Origin of the sequence: Paenibacillus sp. Root52 (assembly GCF_001426865.1) — a bacterium.
Taxonomy (GTDB): Bacteria; Bacillota; Bacilli; order Paenibacillales; family Paenibacillaceae; genus Paenibacillus.
The window spans coordinates 44832-61081 of sequence record NZ_LMFO01000023.1; the positions used below are offsets into that span (position 1 = coordinate 44832).

Below are 16250 nucleotides of genomic sequence, written 5' to 3' on the forward strand. Positions count from 1 at the left end.
AAATAAGTCGTTGTCAACCCATTTTTTTCTTGTTATTATAATGATATGTGTCGATATTAGTCGAGGAAAAGGTGGTTTATACGTGAGAGTGCATGTTACTGATCTTAAACCTGGCGACCTGTTAATAAATGACGTATATAACAATGCAGGTCTCCACATGCTGGTGAAAGGTTCCACGCTTAGCGAAGATGATATTGCCAAATTGCTGCAACACGGAATCGATTACGCAGATGTAGAGCATACACCATCCGATTTACACTCTGATGAACAAACCTTACGTTCCGAACAAACCCGTCTTTTAACTAATTTGTTTGAAGATACGATAAAAGGTACTGAAACGTTGTTCGAGCAAGCCATGGAAAAGGGATTTATTGATGAGTCTCAGGTCGATCATATCTTAATTAACTTAACATCTCAGCTTGAAAAACAAAAAGATGTCGTTTCCCTTCTACTCATGATGGACGGAGATAACGAATACACGTACACTCATTCGTTACAAGTTGGCATGCTTGCCTTCTATATCGCAGGGTGGATGGGGTATAATCCAGAAGAGTGTTTGACCGTGGCCAAAGCTGGTTATTTGCACGACATTGGCAAATCGAAGATTCCACCTGAAATGTTACATAAGCCGGGTAAATTAACTCCGGAAGAATTCGAAGAAATGAAAAAGCACACCCTATATGGGTATGAGATTATTATGGAATCGACTCAAGATGAACTTCTTGCAACCGTAGCATTACAGCACCATGAGCGTGAGGATGGTAGTGGTTATCCTTACGGACTAAAAAGAGATGAGATTCATCCATACTCCCGTATTACGGCTGTAGCGGACGTGTACAGCGCCATGACAACCAATCGGGTATATCAGACCAAACAAGAGCTAATCTCTGTCTTATGCGAGCTGTACAGCCTTAGCTTTGGTCAATTAAATGGAGAAGTCACTCAGGAACTTATTAAACATATGCTTCCTAATTTTATTGGTAAACGAGTTCTTCTCACCACAGGGCAGACCGGCCTCATCGTCATGAATAATCCTGCGGATTACTTCCGTCCACTCGTACAGACATCCTCTGCCTTTATCGATTTAGCGAAGGAAAGAGATGTTGCGATTGTTGAGATTTATGTCCAGTAGTATTGATTAGGGATCAAAACAGACATATTGAGATTGGATAAAGACATATCAAGCTATAATTGTCACTCAACATTCGCCATTATAACGTTTGAAAGGGAAGCCGCGTGAACGGCTTCCCTTTTCTATTTAGAGGATTGTTTACGAATTATACACAGAACGCTTTGGTGATGATAACCAACAGAATGAACAATACCAAGATTGCACCTGTCGATGTGAATGGGTTGTAACCACCCACGCCACCTACGTTGTTACCACCACAGCCATATCCTACTTCGCTCATGTGATTGCCTCCTCTTCATCAGGTATACCCTAACATATGACAACAGCATTTTTTTGAACCGGGCGAATTGGCAATATTCCATAAATGGTTATCCGCCTATATCCACCTAAGTTCAGCTACCTGATGAAGAGCATTAGGACTTTGTTGAAGCTTATCGTAGGTTGGAATAATCATTAGCATGGTCAATACCTAGTTGTTAATTTGTCGCATCGGGGTTTACGTTAATATTCTTCTCCTTGCGATACATAATGACAAGCAGCCTCCAAAAATCATAGCTCCCTGTATCCGTCATGATGAATGAACGGTAATAATTGAATGCATCTTGTGCCCAGGGGGGACAAGGCATATTGGCACGATTTTGCTGCTGCTTGATCCAGGACGCTTGGGCTTCCAATGTTCTCTGCATGGTCTCGAACCTCTGCTTCTCCTCACTTGTCATGGGCTGTGCCTCCTCTTCCTCCACCATAGAGCGATATTCGGACTTAAGATATGTTTCCGGCTCGACAACGCCATTCTCGCTTGCTGTGAAGCCATAAGAGGGTCTGCTTGCTTTACGTATTTCATAATGCACATGCGGCCCTGTGCTCTGGCCAGTACTGCCCTGATTGCCAATGAGTTGCTTTTGCTGAACATGTTGTCCAACCTTCACCGCAATTCGGGACAGATGAGCGTAACAATGTAAGTAACCTCGATGATCTTCTACCGCTACTGTAAGCCCGTAACCTCCGAATCCTGAGCCTGTAACCCCTTCACCAGCAAATCGTACGACTCCCTCCAAAAAAGCATAGACAGGGCCATTCCATGGCTCTGTGACTAGATCAATACCCCGATGAAATGTCTGCCCGCCATGGATGGGATGAATACGATAACCAAATGAGCTGGTAATACGATATCCCTCAAACGGATTTAAGCTCATCATGTCACATCCTTTTCTATCAATAGATGCTTGAATCTATGAGATGGCTTGTGCGAATGATCCTATTTTATACCAGAAAAACAATATTTAGCATGCACTCTAAGGTGCGTTTCACACAAAATAAAACTTACTTTTAGACAACAAAAAAAGACCGAGGAGAATCCTCGATCTTAATCTGTATTACATGAATTTTATTCAGGCAGGAATTAGGACGCAAGCGTCCAGCTTATCCGCTAACCATTGTCAGACAAAGGTTAACCGATAGAACCTTCCATCTCGAACTTGATCAATCTGTTCATTTCTACCGCGTATTCCATTGGCAATTCCTTCGTGAACGGCTCGATGAAGCCCATGATGATCATCTGTGTTGCTTCTGCTTCGGTCAGACCACGACTCATCAGATAGAAGAGTTGATCCTCAGATACTTTGGATACCGTCGCTTCATGCTCCAGCATGATGTTGTCATTCATGATTTCATTGTAAGGAATTGTATCGGATGTGGACTCATTATCGAGAATGAGCGTATCACACTTGATATTGGATTTCGCGCCTTCAGCTTGGCGACCAAAGGAAGCCAGACCACGATACGTTACTTTACCACCATGTTTACTGATGGACTTGGAAACGATCGTTGATGTTGTATCTGGAGCCAAGTGGATCATTTTCGCACCTGCATCCTGATGCTGATTTTTACCAGCTACAGCGATGGACAGAACGGACCCTTTCGCTCCACGGCCTTTCAGAACAACAGCAGGATATTTCATCGTCAGTTTGGAACCGATGTTACCATCGACCCATTCCATCGTTGCATTCTCTTCTGCAACCGCACGTTTAGTAACGAGGTTGTAGATGTTTGGTGCCCAGTTTTGAATCGTTGTGTAACGAACACGGGCATTTTTCTTACAGATGATCTCAACAACAGCACTATGAAGTGAGTTCGTGCTGTAGATCGGAGCTGTACAGCCTTCAACATAGTGAACGAAGCTGTCTTCGTCAGCAATGATCAGTGTACGCTCGAATTGTCCCATATTTTCGGAGTTAATCCGGAAATATGCTTGCAGAGGCACTTCACATTTCACGCCTTTTGGTACGTAGATGAAGCTTCCTCCGGACCATACGGCACTGTTCAACGCAGCAAACTTATTGTCTGCTGGTGGAATAACGGTAGCGAAATATTCGCGCAAGATTTCCGGGTGCTCTCTCAGAGCTGTATCGGTATCCATGAAGATAACACCTTGATCTTCCAATTCCTTTTGCATGTTGTGATATACAACCTCAGACTCATATTGAGCTGATACACCTGCAAGGAATTTTTGCTCTGCTTCGGGAATTCCCAATTTATCAAAGGTTTCTTTGATCTCAGAAGGAACCTCTTCCCATGTTTTCCCTTGCTTATCAGAAGGACGAACATAGTATTGAATCTCGTTGAAGTCCAATCCGTCGAGGTCTCCACCCCATTTAGGCATAGCCATTTTTTCGAACTGTTTCAAGGATTTCAAACGGAATTCCAACATCCACTCAGGTTCGTTCTTAATCCGGGAAATTTCAGTCACGACTTCTGCAGTCAGACCTTTACCGGTTTGAAAGATGGATTTGTGCTCATCGCGAAAACCATATTTATACTCTTCCATTTCTGGTGCTTTTTTAGCCATCTTACTCTACCTCCCTATCGTTATTGTACATTGTCCTCTTCGTCAATTCCTTTGCGTAATGCATTCCAGGCCAGGGTGGCACATTTGATGCGTGCAGGGAACTTGTTCACACCGGATAGGGCTTCGAGATCTTCATAATCGTCGAAATCGACTTCTTCCCCTTTCATCAGTGAGGAAAAACGGTTAGCCATATCGAGAGCCTGCTCCATTGTTTTACCTTTAACCGCTTCAGACATCATAGATGCCGAAGACATGCTTATGGAACAGCCTTCGCCCGTATACTTGGCTTCCTGAACGATTCCGTCTTTCAGCATAAGTTGCAGTGAAATCCGGTCGCCACACGTTGGATTATTCAAATTCACCGTGACAGCGTCATTATCAAACGTTCCGCGGTTACGTGGGTTTTTGTAGTGGTCCATTATAACACGCCGGTACAGATCATCAAGTTGCATCGCCAAAATACTCCTTTGTCTGAATTAAGGCGCTGACAAGCCGATCCACATCTTGTTCGTTATTGTATAGATAAAAACTAGCTCGAGCTGTTGAGCTCACTTCAAGCCAGCGCATTAGCGGTTGACAGCAATGGTGTCCGGCACGAATAGCTACGCCACTCGCATCTAGCACCGTTGCCACATCATGGGGGTGAACATCTCCCAAGTTAAAGGTTACGACACCGACATGCCGTTTAGCTGGTCCATAGATCGTAAGCCCATCAATTTCGGACAAACGTTCTGTAGCATACGCTGCCAGCACGCCTTCATGATGCGCAATTTCATCCATGCCAATCTCTTCTAGGAAATCGATAGCAGCGCCCAAGCCTACCGCACCAGCGATAATTGGCGTTCCACCTTCGAATTTCCAAGGTAGCTCTTTCCAGTTTGATTCATACAAACCTACATCATCAATCATTTCACCGCCGAACTCAACCGGTTCCATGGACTCCAGCAGCGCCTTTTTGCCGTAAAGTGCACCGATTCCGGTTGGACCGCACATTTTATGGCCGGATAACGCATAGAAATCACAATCTAGATCCTGCACGTCCACCTTCATGTGCGGTGTGCTCTGTGCGCCATCAACTACGATGACCGCACCATTGCGGTGTGCAATTTCGGCAATTTGCTTCACGGGATGGACTAAACCCATAACATTGGATACATACGCGATTGCTACAATTTTGGTATTGTTCGTAATCGTCTTCTCCACATCAGACAATTCAATATGACCATCAGGCTGAAGTGGGATGTATTTCAATGTTGCACCTGTCTCCTTAGCCACTTGCTGCCAAGGAATCAGGTTGCTATGGTGCTCCATCTGCGTAATAACAATTTCGTCGCCTTCTTTGCAATTCGCACGGGCATACGACGAAGCCACTAGGTTCAGGGCTGTCGTAGTCCCGCGTGTGAATATGATCTCTTGCGTGCGACGTGCATTGATAAACTTAGCAACCTTCTCACGCGCGCCTTCATAAGCGTCTGTGGCACGGCTACCAAGGGTATGAACACCGCGATGCACATTTGAGTTCTCATATTCATAATAATGCTTAACTGTTTCTATCACAGCACGAGGCTTTTGTGAAGTTGCAGCACTATCTAGATAAACGAGCGGATGTCCGTTAATTTCCTGGTGGAGGATCGGGAATTGCTCGCGAATGGATGGGTTCATTGTCCCAGCTTCTTCTCAATCAGGGACTGCAATTGGGTACGCAGTGCTTCCAAAGGAATATCCGCCACCACCGGTGCGAGGAAGCCATAAATGATCAGGCGTTCCGCATCCGTACGGTTAATCCCGCGCGACATCAAGTAATGGATCTGCTCCGCATTCACTTGACCTACGGAAGCTGCGTGACCTGCTGTTACATCATCTTCATCAATGAGAAGGATCGGGTTGGCATCTCCACGCGCTTTAGGGCTCAGCATCAATACTTTCTCTGTTTGCTGTCCATCCGCTCTTGTGGCACCTTTCTCGATCTTCGTAATGCCGTTGATAATTGCCGAAGCTTCTTCACGCATAACCGCACGTGTAATCATTTGGCTTGGCGTGTTTTTACCAAAGTGGCGAGCTTCTGTCGTGTAGTTGATCTTCTGTGAACCGGAACCGACAGCAATTACTTTGGAATCGGAGCTGGATCCATTCCCTTTGAGTACAGTCATCGTGTTGCTTGCTGTGTCACCATTGTTCATTTCACCAACGATCCATTCGATCGATCCGTCGTTCTCTACCACTGCACGGCGGTAGGAAACGTCTGTTACGTTCACATTCAACTGATGTACTGTTGCGAAACGTACTTTAGCACCAGATTTAACGAACACTTCCACGACCCCATTATGGAAAACAGGTGCGGATAGTTCTCCGGATACATAGTTGTCTACGTATGTTACAGAGCTGTTTGCTTCAGCAACAACGAGCACGTGAGGTGCAAATGTTGCAGATGCATCATCTGTAAGCAAGACCGCTTGCAATGGAATTTCAATTTCAACATTTTTTGGAACATAGAGGAAAACTCCACCATTCCAAAGAGCTGCATGTAATGCCGCAATAGAATGCTCATCCGCTTTTACTGCTGTGCCCAGATATTGTTTCACCAGATCGCCGTGTTCACGAACCGCTGAAGCCAGATCTGTGAAAATTACGCCTTTTGCCGCCAAATCAGCAGACAGGTTGGAGTAGATTGTAGCAGAGTTACGTTGGATAACCAGACTACCTTCAGCTTGGTCTTGAACCAACTCTTTAATTGAAGCAGGTACTTCTTCCAAAGAAGCAATTGCTCCGTTCGTTTTATATGTTCCGTACTCGCTGATATTCCAGCGTTCAATTTTTTGCTTTTCCAGTTTAGGAAGCGCAAGCTCACTTGCAAGCTTCAAAGCCTCAAGCCGTTGCTCAGTCAACCAGCCGGGTTCATTGTTGCTCTCCGACAAGGTACGAAGCGCTTCAGACTCAACCGGAAGAATTGTTTGTGTTGTCATCTATTATCCTCCTCCGTTTTGTCTATTACGCTTCTTGACCTACAGTTTCGTCTGTAATTCCCAGTTCTGCTTTTACCCAATCATAACCTTCAGCTTCCAGACGTTGAGCCAGCTCAGGTCCGCCGGATTTCACGATGCGACCTTGCATCATAACGTGAACGTAGTCAGGTGTGATGTAGTTCAAGAGACGTTGATAGTGAGTGATGATCAAGAATCCACGATCTTCGCTCTTCATTGCATTTACACCGTCTGCAACAATTTTCAGAGCGTCGATGTCCAGACCGGAGTCGATTTCATCAAGTACTACGATTTTTGGATCGAGCAGCATCATTTGCAGAATTTCGTTACGTTTTTTCTCACCACCGGAGAAACCTTCATTCAGATAACGATGAGCGAACTCAGGATTCATATCGAGCTCTTTCATTTTACCTTCCATTTGACGAATGAACTTAATCAAGGAAATTTCGTTTCCTTCGCCACGACGTGCGTTGATTGCACTACGCAAGAAGTCGGAGTTAGTAACACCAGCAATTTCACTTGGGTATTGCATTGCCAAGAACAAGCCAGCACGTGCGCGCTCATCTACAGCCATATCCAGTACGTCTTCACCGTCAAGTGTTACCACACCATCAGTTACCTCATATTTAGGATGTCCCATCAACGCGGAAGCCAGTGTAGATTTACCTGTTCCGTTTGGACCCATGATTGCGTGGATTTCTCCACCTTTCATTTCCAAATTGATTCCTTTCAGGATTTCCTTACCTTCGATCGTCGCTTTCAGACCTTCAATGACGAAATTCGTAGCCATGTGTATTGTTTCCCTCCATTGATTAAATTGATGTTTGCTGTCGAAAACGAAAAAGCGCCTATTAATATCTGAACAGAGCTTCCTCTGAATTTCTTATGGTGCTGTAATCTGTAAAGCCAAGAACACTTTAGAATAATTCTAAACTGATTCTCATTGATTATCAAGTCATTTCCGAGAACTCTTGTCCTCTGGAGAAAACATTATTCTACCTGATTCTATAATAAAAGTAGGTTTGAATCAAATGAGAATACATCCTGACAGTATATAAACAGTGACAAAAATCACTGTAACACATCTTTTGTCATAGCATGTCCTCCTACAAAAAAAAGGACTTATCCATATGATGGACAAGCCCTTCTTGTCATTATTCTTCATTTTTGAGCAATTCGTTAACCTTCCGTACCTGTTCGTCAAAATCCGCAACGTCCATCACCGGCGTCATTTCGCTCGGCAACGAACCATTCGGAATGGAAATCCAAGAACGACAACCATTGTATTCAGACAAAACCGGAATCTCCATCGGTTCATTCAAACGGTACACGCGCAGCAATAATACATGGAGCGGATCTTTTCGTTTCCACTTCAGGCGGTCTTCGGCAAAATCCGCAGTCCACATATGTAAATCTAGAAGTTTATCCAGCGTCTCCTGATCTCTAATCTCCACGTCTTGCACCACTTCGGCATAAGAAGTGATGCGGATTGTCGAGGCTTCGGGCACCCATTCGGCCAATGATTCCTCAACATAGGGATGATCAGAGGACTTGATCAGTTCTTTACGCTGATGTTCATAAGTCGGATACAGAACAAACGCTGGACTTTTAAGCTCAAAATGTCGAGTTTCCTCCACGATCCCGCCTTTACGCATCACCATAATTTGGCGACCTTGTTCTAAGGCTTTGATCGTGGAAGCCCACTCTTTCAATGCCGGTATATTGTTACCTATCATATGCTCCCCTCCCCGAATCGGTCTTGTCAGCAGTATAGACGTTCAAGCGCCTACCTGACAACTCTCCATAAAGTAGGAAAGGCGACGATTCGTGTACTAGTACATACTTAGGTACTAAAGTAATGGATGAAAATCGATGTCTTAGCCCAAGAAGGAGCGAAGCATCCACATATGTTTCTCCAGATCTGCCTTGAATCCTGTCAGCATATCTGATGTTGGTTGGTCTTCGGCAGCGTCAGCCGCTTCAATACCTTCCTGATATTCATTAGACAGCGTTGCGAAATCTTCGATTAGGTTCTGCACCATCTGTTTCGCATCTTCTCCACCTGCAGCTTCTTGAATAGAAGAGAGCTCCAGATATTCTTTCATTGTAGCTGCTGGGCTACCTTTAAGTGTAAGAATACGCTCAGCAATTTCGTCCATTTGTACAGTCACTTCATTATAGAACTCTTCAAATTTAACATGCAACGTGAAGAAATTAGGGCCTTTTACATACCAGTGATAGTTATGAATTTTGACGTAAAGGACGTTCAAGTTTGCCACTTGACGATTAAGTAATTGTTCAACTGTTTTTGTTTGATTTGTTTTGTTAGTTGTAGCCATTTGAATCCCATCCTTTATTTAAAGTTAGTCCGTTATACGAGAAAGCAGAGTCGTTCTTCCCCTGTATAACAGAGATTTAGCTATTCGGCACCGCTGCCTGCGGGAAGCCTTGTCGGGCGTTTTACTTCAACCGTCCGGCCTATTTGTTTTTACCCTCGTCCCTGAAGTGTGAAACAAGATTGACATTGCCGGTATCAAAAAAAGGGTACAAAAGCCGAGCTAATTCCGATATACTGACATATACCAAGCAAAGAAGTGGGTTTTCCTGTTTCTTCATATATATGGAGGTGGCATTCTTGTCCCAATATCACCCTTTAACACCCCAGGAAGCAATCGAATTGGCACGAACATTACCTGATCCGTTTACGGCAGATTCGAATCTAGAATGTCGTGAGATCGGCGACGGCAATCTGAATTTGGTTTTCCATATCACAGATCAGAACTCCGATAAAAGTATCATTATCAAACAGGCGCTTCCTTATGCGAAAGTCGTAGGAGAATCATGGCCATTGTCTCTTGTACGGGCTCGCATTGAACGTGAAATTCTTCAGGAAGAGTATCGTCTCTGCCCTGGAATGGTGCCTGAGGTGTATCATTACGATGACGATCTTGCATTAACGGTAATGGAAGATCTGAGTGATCATGTGATTATGCGCAAAGGTCTTATAGAGGGTACAAGCTATCCGCTTTTCGCACAACATATCGGTGAATTTATGGCAAGAACGCTCTTCTTTACTTCAGACCTCGGTATGAACCAGCAACTGAAGAAAGAAAAACAAGGTCGATTTATCAATCCAGATCAGTGTAAAATAACCGAGGATTTGATATTCGATGAGCCCTACCGGATCGCTGAGAAAAATAATTATGAAGCTTCTATTGAGGACGAAGCTGAAGCGCTTCGTACGGATGGAGAACTGCACTTGGAAGTCGCTTTATTACGCGAGAAATTTCTGACTCATGGTGAAGCACTGCTTCATGGCGACCTGCACACAGGCAGCATTTTTGTAACACCAGAATCCACTAAAGTCATTGATCCAGAGTTTGCTTATTATGGCCCGATGGGCTTCGATATTGGTGCGGTGATTGCGAACCTGCTACTCAATTATGCTTCCCTCCCAGGATCGATCAAAGATAGCCAGGCACTTCAAGAGCGTGAAGCTATGCTGCTAGACATGGTTCGGGACGTCTGGACTGAATTTGAGAGCCGTTTCCGTGCACTGTGGGTGAATGATCTGGTTGACCCTATGGCAAAAGCTCCGGGATATCAAGACCACTATGTACAAAAAGTTTTCCGTGATACTGCTGGCTTCGCTGGTGCTAAAATGGTACGTCGTATAGTAGGTCTCGCACATGTAGCGGACATCGATACCATTGAAGATGCAACAGAACGTGAACGTGCACAGCGCAAAGCACTCGCCATTGGTAAAGCTCTTATTAAGAGCAATCGTCGCTTGAACACAATCGGAGAACTGTTAGACAACGTGTCTACAGCTGTCTCTGCACTCAAATCATAAATCTAACAAAAATGGAGGCACACCCATGACAACTTCTGAACACCAGCCTTTGTCCTCCCTGATATGGAAACAGGACAAGCTTGAAATGCTTGACCAGCGTCTTCTACCCGAGACCATTCTGATGCTGAAGCTGTACACACCTGAGGAAGTATGGGAAGCTATTCATTCCATGAAAGTACGTGGAGCTCCTGCGATCGGGATTGCTGCTGCATTCGGCGTTGTTCTAGGCGCTAAAGCTTATGATGGAATGGGTACACCAGGGTGGCTGGATCATGTAAAATCCATCTGTGCTCACTTGGCAACATCTCGTCCAACAGCAGTTAATCTGTTCTGGGCGCTGGATCGTATGATGCAAAAGGCCAGTGAGCTTGCAGAAGCTGGCACATCGATTGAGGACGGCAATGCTGCCCTTGAAGCCGAAGCTCTTCTCATTCAAAAAGAAGACGAAGAAGTATGCCGTATGATCGGCGAGAACGCACTCCCACTGTTCGCGGATGGTATGGGTGTGCTGACGCACTGTAATGCCGGAGGACTCGCGACAGCTAAATACGGCACAGCAACTGCGCCGATGTATCTTGCTCAAGAACGCGGTATTAACCTTAAAGTATTTGCGGACGAGACTCGTCCTGTACTGCAAGGGGCACGCCTGACTGCATTCGAATTGCAACAAGCTGGCATTGACGTTACACTGCTCTGCGATAATATGGCCGGAATGGTAATGTCGAAGGGATGGATTCAAGCCGTTATCGTCGGCACAGATCGTGTGGCTGCAAATGGTGATGTAGCGAACAAAATCGGAACTTACAGCGTTGCAGTACTTGCCAAAGCGCATAACATTCCGTTCTATGTAGCTAGCCCACTGTCCACCATTGATCTGTCTACGCCATCTGGCGATCTTATTCCGATTGAAGAGCGTGCAGCAGAGGAAGTTACCGAAGGTTTTGGCAAACGTACCGCACCGCAAGGTGTTAAAGTATTTAACCCGGCCTTCGATGTTACTCCGAACGAATATGTCACTGCCATCATTACGGAAAAAGGTGTCGTCCGTGCGCCTTTCAAAGAGAATCTTGCTGCATTGTTTGCTAAGGAAGAAGCTTAGTTCCTATATTTATGAATCGAGTTTAATGAAATAAATGATATGTAAAGAAATGAGGGCTCCCTGAAAGGAGCCCTTTTTTGGGCGTTAACCTTGAAGTTAAGTTTACGTTGAGTTGCAGTAACATTGAAATTGGGATGGGGATAATATTAGATTAGATTGGATGCGATAATCCATTTAGATGTTCAGATCATTTTCAATAATGCATCTACACCGGTCATGCCAACTGTAATTCCCATAGCTTCGGCTTCTGTTGTCACCGATTCCATCGGAGCATGCAGCAATTGTTCCAGTGTGCGCACACCAACTGCCCGAGCTGCAATGATTTTGCGATCTCCCAGCACCTCATTAAGTAATCCCACATCGAGCGCTCCACACATGATATACCCCTTCGATGTGTTAATTGTGAGCAGCGTTGTTTTGGGCAGCTTAACCTCTACTCCCACCAACACGTGTTCCCCAACGACAATCGGCTCCATCGTCACCATAGTCTTCCGATCCACCTCCTCTTCCGCAGGTCAAGATAATTGTATGCCTTGCCCTGAAGAGTCGTGTGGACACCTGCCGTGTATCGAGAAAATGGCTTCTTAATCCGTCTTTCACTTTCGAAATGAGATTAACTTATTTTCAAAATGAACAAACACATCATAGCGGCTTTCATCAGCCGAATCATGAAAAATTTTTATTAAAACAATATTCAGACTCACATTTTATTTTGTACCATGGATAACCATATTCCGTGATGTGTGAATGGATCAATAGACGATTGCCGCAACGAATACAGTTCCGTTCAGTTAAATCTCCATTTCTATACTCTTCTAGGTATGCTTCCGCGAACTTCACCTCTTCAATGATCTTTTCAAGTGCTCCCTCACTGATGTCAAAAGGGTTCATGTCCCCTCTCGTGGCATAGATCGTCTTAGGGAAACCTCCAAATCCTCCAACTAATTCATGGTGATGGGTACTAATTCGTCCACCACCTCTTTCAAACAATGTGATTATCGGTTCATAGATGTCTGGAAACTGTAATGCAAAACTATTTCTGTCATCAATTAAAGCGCACCATCGCAGATAGTGCATACTTAACATTTTCATAAGCAAGATATCAATATCTGTAAAATTGGGAAAATCGACTACGAAGTTGTCCCATGCATCATCAGGAATTCGATAACCAATTAACATGTCCATTCCCACATAAATGCCTGTTCCTCCTTTAGAAAGATGCTGCAAAAAAACACCCACTCTGCGGTAGTACTCGGCAATTAATATGGTATCTGCTTCATACTGTCCTCTTGACCTAACTTCTTTGTAACTTTTCTGCGAAATCCCCCTGTATAAATTAGGGTCAATATTTCTGATTCTCTTCGCTGCTGATTCGTAATAACTCATCCGTTTATCTCCATCAATTTCTAAATGTTCTTTCATAGTCTTCAAAGCGTATTTTTCGGATTTGATTACGGTTTACCGTTCTCACAATGATCCCCTCTGATTTACCAGCCAGTTCTATTCCGACTTGTGTTTTTTCAAACTTCTTCAGATTGGAGAAAGTATCTTCTAACGAGATTGGAAAATGAGACCCTGTTGTTATTTCCAATAATGGTGCAGCCTGCAAACCTAAACGCTGAACCAATCTCTGCTTAGCATCTTCATTGTAAAATGGTTGATTACCATGCTCACGCCATTCAGCTATTTTTTCCAATTGGAGTTCCATAAGGTTATCTAGTTCAACTTCATTCAATGAGAAAACGTCAAATACGCGATAGTTTTGTGTTTTTCTATCTGAGTAGTGTTTGGAAGCCTTCGTTTTCCCGCCATATGACTCTTGATATATTACTTTTAAGGCCCATTCCCCCTGAAGCTGATCATTAGCAATGATCTCGTCTGCTATAGGTCTAAGGAAATCCGCGATATTTCCGTATGGGTTGCCAATCCGATCCCCTTTAGCATACAGCAGTTCTTCTCTAGAACCGATGAGATAGTCTATCTCCCCGTCAGCATTCTTAAGCATAATGATTCTGGAATTCTCTCCATCTACTTTTTCATAGATATATACTGACTCCGACTCTTCAAAACCTCTTGATTCAGTTAACGCATCATTTAGTCGGCCTCTCTCCCCCAACTGATGATATGTATAAATACTTGGATATTTAGTTATAGAGTTAATCTTTTTCAATTCCATGTTCGTTCATCCTCTTTCCTTAATATATGATGTAACTTCAATGTCATTTCAATCTTATTTTATATTAAATTCCATATTTACACATCTATAACTCTACTGAATCACCAGTCATTACCAACTTTATATACAAATAACATGGCTAAAAAGCAAAAATGAATGCCCCTCCAATCACCATGGTTTTGACCGATTCTTCCATAGCATTTTATCCACCTTGACACTATGATTATTGCCACATTAATGATATAGTAGGTTAGACGTATTATGGTATTCACATATATTTTAACGGGGCTGGGATGAATGAAAGAAACCTTATCCAACGAAGAAGAATTCGGCTATCTATTTAACGTCGATGTTCTGATTAAGAACCGCTCAAATGCACTGGCACTGCAGTCCCTGTTGGAGCTCATGAACAAAGAGGAACAGATTGTGGACTTCCGGATTCAATCCGGTATAGAGCTTGGCAAGATTATTGAAGCGACAATTCAATCTAAAAAAGATTCCATTACAACTCTTCACAATGGACGAAAAAAAGCTCAGGACAGTACGATACAGAAAAGCGCTTCAACGAACGCTTCTTCTGCTCCAGCCAAAAAAGAGCAACCTAAAGATGTCACTCCAAAGAAAGAATCATCCGAGCCTTCCCAAAGCGGAAACTCATTTGATGAGTGGATCGACACACTGATTAAGGAAAATCGCCTGACACGTATCGTCGTAAACAACAAGAATGGTAAGCATCAGAGTATCCCTTGCCGCATTTTAAATTTTGATCGGGATAATAACATAGTAAGCATTTACCATGTTGATGAGAAGCAGGTTTATTCATTCAGAACCAATGAAATTGATGAGTTTTTGTAAAAACAACAAAGTATAATGAAAAGCAGCCCGCGTGGAAATCCCATAACATTTCCATGTAGGCTGCTTTTTTTAAACATTGTGTAAGCGCATCAGTAAAATGAAGATTTCCACATTAACAATGGTTTTTCAAGGGTAGCACGGAAGCATCCTTATGTAATTAGGATCGTCCCTTACCTCGTTGCCACACGTCTAACGCGAACAGCAGCCAACCTGTAATAAAGGCTACACCACCAATGGGAGTAATGGCACCTAATATTTTAATGCCTGTTGTACTGAGTACATATAAGCTACCAGAGAACACAATGATACCAATCAGCAGAAGACGTGCCGACCATCTTAGCTTCGTCGACTCCCCTAATTGTCCTGCTGTAAGTCCAACAATCAGCAAAGCGACAGCGTGGATCATGTGGTACTGTACACCTGTTTCATAGGTAGCAAGGGCTTTGGCATCAATGTGCTCCTTAACAATATGTGCACCGAACGCACCAATCGCCACAGACAGCATCATAAGTATTGCGCCCAGCATCATCCATTTACGTTGCATTTCCCTTTATCTCCCCTTTAAGTTCATAGTTTGCACTATGTTTTATTGTAACCGAATCTCACTATCGTTTGCTAGTTAGCTCAATAGCTGAACGTACTCGCCTACTTTGGTTATATAAAATACATATTGACTCGAAAACAATGGCGAAAGTGCTGAGATATCTTGATTTTTAACGACTTTTATGGAAAAGTAAAAAGGTGTGTTTTTGAAACCAACCCAAGAATCACTACGTTTAAATAAGGGTAATAACATGCATTACCTAATCAGCAGGATAAGGAGGGAAATCATATAATATGAATAATAACCATCTGAATGAACCACATTCATACGATAACAACTCGTTCACGCCATATCCAGAAGAACCGAACAATATCCGATTGAAACAATCTGGCCCTGGTATTGCTAGCTTTATACTTGGACTAGTCGCTTTGTTTGCTTATATTTTAACGTTCTTCTTTGCTGCGATGGCTCTGACTAGCTCACTGGATTCGTTCACACCTGCGAACGTTGAGGAAATTGCTCTGCATCCTGCGGTCATTCTAGCTTCGCTATCCATCCTAGTTTGTCTCGTCCTGAATTTAGCTGGGCTTATCGTTGGTGTCATTGGGCTTGTGCTCAAAAATCGGAAGAAAATCTTCGCCATTATCGGGACGATTCTGAATGGTATTCTGATTTTGGCATTTGCCGGACTGATTCTAGCGGGGATGTTCATGGCGTAATCAGGCAACACAGTGTCGCACGAAGCAGCAACATATACGTTGC

Annotated in this window: 18 protein-coding genes; 5 read left to right on the top strand and 13 right to left on the bottom strand. The window is 43.6% G+C overall.

Going from position 1 to position 16250, the window contains the following annotated elements; translation table 11 throughout:
- The first annotated feature begins 82 nt into the window (after positions 1-82).
- Complete coding sequence (locus ASD24_RS17825; protein ID WP_056698333.1) at positions 83-1132, top strand: HD-GYP domain-containing protein; 1050 nt, start codon at positions 83-85, stop codon at positions 1130-1132.
- 145 nt (positions 1133-1277) lie between these two features.
- Here ASD24_RS17825 and ASD24_RS31060 read toward each other — a convergent pair whose 3' ends face one another.
- The 9 genes from ASD24_RS31060 to ASD24_RS17865 all read right to left on the bottom strand — a co-directional run bounded on the left by ASD24_RS31060 (position 1278) and on the right by ASD24_RS17865 (position 9300).
- Positions 1278-1412: a YjcZ family sporulation protein gene (locus ASD24_RS31060; protein WP_217363773.1), complete on the bottom strand. Its 135-nt coding sequence runs from the start codon at positions 1410-1412 to the stop codon at positions 1278-1280.
- Between the two features lie 196 nt (positions 1413-1608).
- Positions 1609-2331, bottom strand: a complete 723-nt coding sequence (locus ASD24_RS17830) for a M23 family metallopeptidase (RefSeq protein WP_082560447.1) — start codon at positions 2329-2331, stop codon at positions 1609-1611.
- 251 nt (positions 2332-2582) lie between these two features.
- Positions 2583-3980 carry a Fe-S cluster assembly protein SufB gene (gene sufB / locus ASD24_RS17835; protein ID WP_056698338.1) on the bottom strand — a complete coding sequence of 466 codons (1398 nt, stop codon included), beginning with the start codon at positions 3978-3980 and terminating at the stop codon, positions 2583-2585.
- Positions 3981-4000: 20 nt separating this feature from the next.
- Entirely contained in the window at positions 4001-4432 is a 432-nt protein-coding gene (gene sufU / locus ASD24_RS17840) for a Fe-S cluster assembly sulfur transfer protein SufU (protein ID WP_056698341.1), read from the bottom strand.
- Positions 4422-5642 carry a cysteine desulfurase gene (locus ASD24_RS17845; protein WP_056698344.1) on the bottom strand — a complete coding sequence of 407 codons (1221 nt, stop codon included), beginning with the start codon at positions 5640-5642 and terminating at the stop codon, positions 4422-4424. Before ASD24_RS17845 ends, sufU begins: the two co-directional genes overlap by 11 nt.
- Positions 5639-6943: a Fe-S cluster assembly protein SufD gene (gene sufD / locus ASD24_RS17850; protein ID WP_056698347.1), complete on the bottom strand. Its 1305-nt coding sequence runs from the start codon at positions 6941-6943 to the stop codon at positions 5639-5641. Before sufD ends, ASD24_RS17845 begins: the two co-directional genes overlap by 4 nt.
- 25 nt (positions 6944-6968) lie before the next feature.
- On the bottom strand, positions 6969-7751 hold the full coding sequence (gene sufC / locus ASD24_RS17855; RefSeq protein WP_056698351.1) for a Fe-S cluster assembly ATPase SufC: 783 nt from the start codon (positions 7749-7751) through the stop codon (positions 6969-6971).
- Positions 7752-8115: 364 nt separating this feature from the next.
- Positions 8116-8697 carry a DUF1802 family protein gene (locus ASD24_RS17860; protein WP_056698353.1) on the bottom strand — a complete coding sequence of 194 codons (582 nt, stop codon included), beginning with the start codon at positions 8695-8697 and terminating at the stop codon, positions 8116-8118.
- A gap of 141 nt (positions 8698-8838) precedes the next feature.
- Positions 8839-9300 (bottom strand): Dps family protein, encoded by a 462-nt coding sequence (locus tag ASD24_RS17865; protein WP_056698356.1) that lies wholly within the window; start codon positions 9298-9300, stop codon positions 8839-8841.
- Positions 9301-9596: 296 nt separating this feature from the next.
- Here ASD24_RS17865 and mtnK point away from each other — a divergent pair, with 296 nt between their 5' ends.
- Both mtnK and mtnA read left to right on the top strand, forming a co-directional pair.
- Positions 9597-10814 (top strand): S-methyl-5-thioribose kinase, encoded by a 1218-nt coding sequence (mtnK, locus tag ASD24_RS17870; RefSeq protein WP_056698359.1) that lies wholly within the window; start codon positions 9597-9599, stop codon positions 10812-10814.
- 25 nt (positions 10815-10839) lie between these two features.
- Positions 10840-11913, top strand: a complete 1074-nt coding sequence (mtnA, locus tag ASD24_RS17875) for an S-methyl-5-thioribose-1-phosphate isomerase (protein ID WP_056698361.1) — start codon at positions 10840-10842, stop codon at positions 11911-11913.
- A gap of 182 nt (positions 11914-12095) precedes the next feature.
- Here the strand turns inward: mtnA and ASD24_RS17880 are convergent, their stop codons facing one another.
- From ASD24_RS17880 to ASD24_RS17890, 3 genes are all read right to left on the bottom strand, one after another.
- Positions 12096-12398: a YunC family protein gene (locus tag ASD24_RS17880; RefSeq protein WP_056698365.1), complete on the bottom strand. Its 303-nt coding sequence runs from the start codon at positions 12396-12398 to the stop codon at positions 12096-12098.
- Between the two features lie 181 nt (positions 12399-12579).
- A complete protein-coding gene (locus ASD24_RS17885) occupies positions 12580-13335 on the bottom strand; it encodes a hypothetical protein (RefSeq protein ID WP_235540647.1) in 756 nt (251 codons plus the stop codon).
- Positions 13313-14089, bottom strand: coding sequence for an RNA ligase family protein (locus tag ASD24_RS17890; protein ID WP_056698372.1), 777 nt, complete (start codon positions 14087-14089; stop codon positions 13313-13315). Before ASD24_RS17890 ends, ASD24_RS17885 begins: the two co-directional genes overlap by 23 nt.
- A 297-nt stretch (positions 14090-14386) precedes the next feature.
- Here ASD24_RS17890 and ASD24_RS17895 point away from each other — a divergent pair, with 297 nt between their 5' ends.
- Positions 14387-14944, top strand: coding sequence for a hypothetical protein (locus ASD24_RS17895; RefSeq protein ID WP_056698375.1), 558 nt, complete (start codon positions 14387-14389; stop codon positions 14942-14944).
- A 157-nt stretch (positions 14945-15101) separates the two neighbouring features.
- Here the strand turns inward: ASD24_RS17895 and ASD24_RS17900 are convergent, their stop codons facing one another.
- Positions 15102-15488, bottom strand: a complete 387-nt coding sequence (locus ASD24_RS17900; RefSeq protein ID WP_056698380.1) for a DUF423 domain-containing protein — start codon at positions 15486-15488, stop codon at positions 15102-15104.
- Positions 15489-15781: 293 nt separating this feature from the next.
- Here ASD24_RS17900 and ASD24_RS17905 point away from each other — a divergent pair, with 293 nt between their 5' ends.
- Positions 15782-16207: a hypothetical protein gene (locus tag ASD24_RS17905; RefSeq protein ID WP_056698381.1), complete on the top strand. Its 426-nt coding sequence runs from the start codon at positions 15782-15784 to the stop codon at positions 16205-16207.
- The last annotated feature ends 43 nt before the right edge of the window (positions 16208-16250 follow it).